We start from the raw sequence: 2,119 nt of genomic DNA, 5'->3' as shown, positions 1-2,119 counted from the left end.
CTGAAGCTCCGCCATCTTGATTCTGGCTGGTCAGGGCCTCTGGTGTGATGGCGGGTGAGGCTGCTCGGGCTGGTGGCGGGGCAGTGTCCAGCATGTAGATCGTCGGGCAGGGCGGTTCGCCTGTTCCGGTCCGCCGCCTCGTTCTCCTCCCTACGATCCGGCGCATGGTGGATCCCGAGGTGCAGGAGCGGATCGCGGTACGCCGCGCGGAGTTGGACGATCTGGAAGAACAGCTGGTCAAGCAGTTGGCCGAGGTACGGGCCGAACGCGAGGACCTGGCGGCGGCGGAGCGGGTCCTGGCCCGGATGGGCGGGCAGGTCGCCGCCGAACGGGCCGCGACGGCGCCGGCTGTCGCGCAGGTGGGCGGGAAGGAGGTGCTGCTGATCCCGCACCGCGCCCCGGAGATGGCCGAGACCGCGCTCCCGCCGGAGTACCAGCGCATTCTCGCTTCCGTCCGCGCTGCTGGCGGGCCGGTCATGGTCCGGCAGGTGGGCGAGGCGCTCGGGCTGGACACCGGGGTGCGGGGCAAGGTGGAGCCGCTGCGCGGGAAGCTGACGAAACTGGCCGATCGCGGCTGGCTGCACAAGCGTCCCGACGGGCGGTTCACCGTCCGCCCGTGACCCGCAGTTCCTGGGGCGGACGTAACTACGGTGCCCCCGGGGCTCGTTGGGAATGTGTGAGCAAAACCGAAGAGCACATCGGGGACACCGTGTCCCTTGTCTACCAGTGCCGTCTGCCGCTGTCCACGAGCACCGTCAACCACCTCGCCAGCCTGCTGCGGCGTCACCTGAAATCGATAGGTTCGCGCTGGCGGTCGCTGCCGCCGGGGAAGATCGCGGTGATCGTCCTGGCCGTGCTCCGCCACGATCAGCGCCTGGCCGACATGGCCGGCGGCAACAACATCGCCGAGTCCACCGTCCGCCGCTGGCGCGACGAGATGATCCACCTGCTCGCCGCCCGCGCTCCGCGCCTGGACCGGGCCCTGAAGAAGATCGCGAAGCGGGGCGGGGAAGTCGTCCTGGTCGACGGCACCCTCATCGCCACCCAGCGCCGCACCGGCCGCGACAACCGAAAACACTTTTCCGGCAAGCACCACCGTCACGGCCTGCACTTCCTCGCCCTGACCGACGAGAGGGGCCGCCTGATCTGGATCTCCGCCGCGCGGCCCGGCCGCACCCACGACGCCACCGCCGCCCGCCACGACCATCTCGTCGAACATCTCAAGGCGGCCGGCCTCGGCGCGCTCGCCGACCTGGGCTTCCTCGGCGTGGACAAGCCCGACGACCCCGATGACCTGGTCATCGTGACCGGTTTCAAGGCCACCCGCTACCGCAAGCTCACCCCCGGGCAGAAGACGGCGAACCGGGTTCTGGCCGCCGGACGCGCGCCCGTCGAGCGCGGGTTCGCCCACCTGAAGAACTGGCGGATCCTCACCAAGCTCCGCACTGACCCCGCCCGCGCCACCCACCTGCTTCGCGCGCTGCTCGTACTGACGAACATCGAGGCCACTGCAGGAAATTGATCTCTACCGCAGGCGGCCCGCGACCAGCACAAGCTCCCCGGAGCAGCGTCACTGAGCCGGGATCGGCTGGGTGAGGTTCACCGGGTTGCCGTCGGGGTCCTGGATGTGGGCGACGCGCTGTCCCCACGGCATGTCGTTGGGGCCGCCGCGGACCGAGCCGCCCAGCGCCGTCACCCGGCCGAGCGTCTCGTCGACGTCGTCGACACCGATGCTGAGCAGGATCCGCGGTGCCGCCCCGGTCCCCGGGTTCGTCTTGGCCACCAGCCCGAGGTCGGTGTCGCCGATGCGCAAGCCGAGGTAGAAGGCCGGGCCTTCCGCCGGTACCCGGAAGATCTCCTCGGCGCCGAACAATTTCGTATAGAAGCCGACCAGGGCGTCTTGGTCGGCAGTGATGATCACTGGCTGGATGGTGGACATGGCACTCCTGTCGCGAACGGTCGTGTCGCTGGGTAGACCGTTCGAGGACGGTGAACTCATCGGCAAAACCACCCCGCCGGACGATCTACACCCCAGACTGCCGCCCACGACCAGCACGAGCACCCCGAAACGGGGTCACGCCACCCCTGTTGACCAGCCACTTCAAGATGGCGCAGCCAC

At 69.5% G+C, this 2,119-nt stretch carries 3 protein-coding genes; 2 read left to right on the top strand and 1 reads right to left on the bottom strand.

Annotated features, from left to right (window positions below; genetic code table 11):
• Nucleotides 1–164 precede the first annotated feature (164 nt).
• Entirely contained in the window at nucleotides 165–620 is a 456-nt protein-coding gene (locus tag QMK24_RS41115) for a hypothetical protein (protein WP_283472030.1), read from the top strand.
• Nucleotides 621–676: 56 nt separating this feature from the next.
• Nucleotides 677–1,522, top strand: coding sequence for a transposase family protein (locus QMK24_RS41110; RefSeq protein ID WP_283472029.1), 846 nt, complete (start codon nucleotides 677–679; stop codon nucleotides 1,520–1,522).
• A 48-nt stretch (nucleotides 1,523–1,570) separates the two neighbouring features.
• On the opposite strand, the gene QMK24_RS41105 is transcribed toward QMK24_RS41110, so the two are convergent.
• Nucleotides 1,571–1,939, bottom strand: a complete 369-nt coding sequence (locus tag QMK24_RS41105; protein WP_283472028.1) for a VOC family protein — start codon at nucleotides 1,937–1,939, stop codon at nucleotides 1,571–1,573.
• Nucleotides 1,940–2,119: the final 180 nt, after the last annotated feature.

Origin of the sequence: Streptomyces sp. PH10-H1 (assembly GCF_030063355.1) — a bacterium.
Lineage (GTDB): Bacteria > Actinomycetota > Actinomycetes > Streptomycetales > Streptomycetaceae > Actinacidiphila.
Note: the sequence above shows the minus strand (reverse complement) of the source record. Positions and strands in the feature narration are given on the sequence as shown.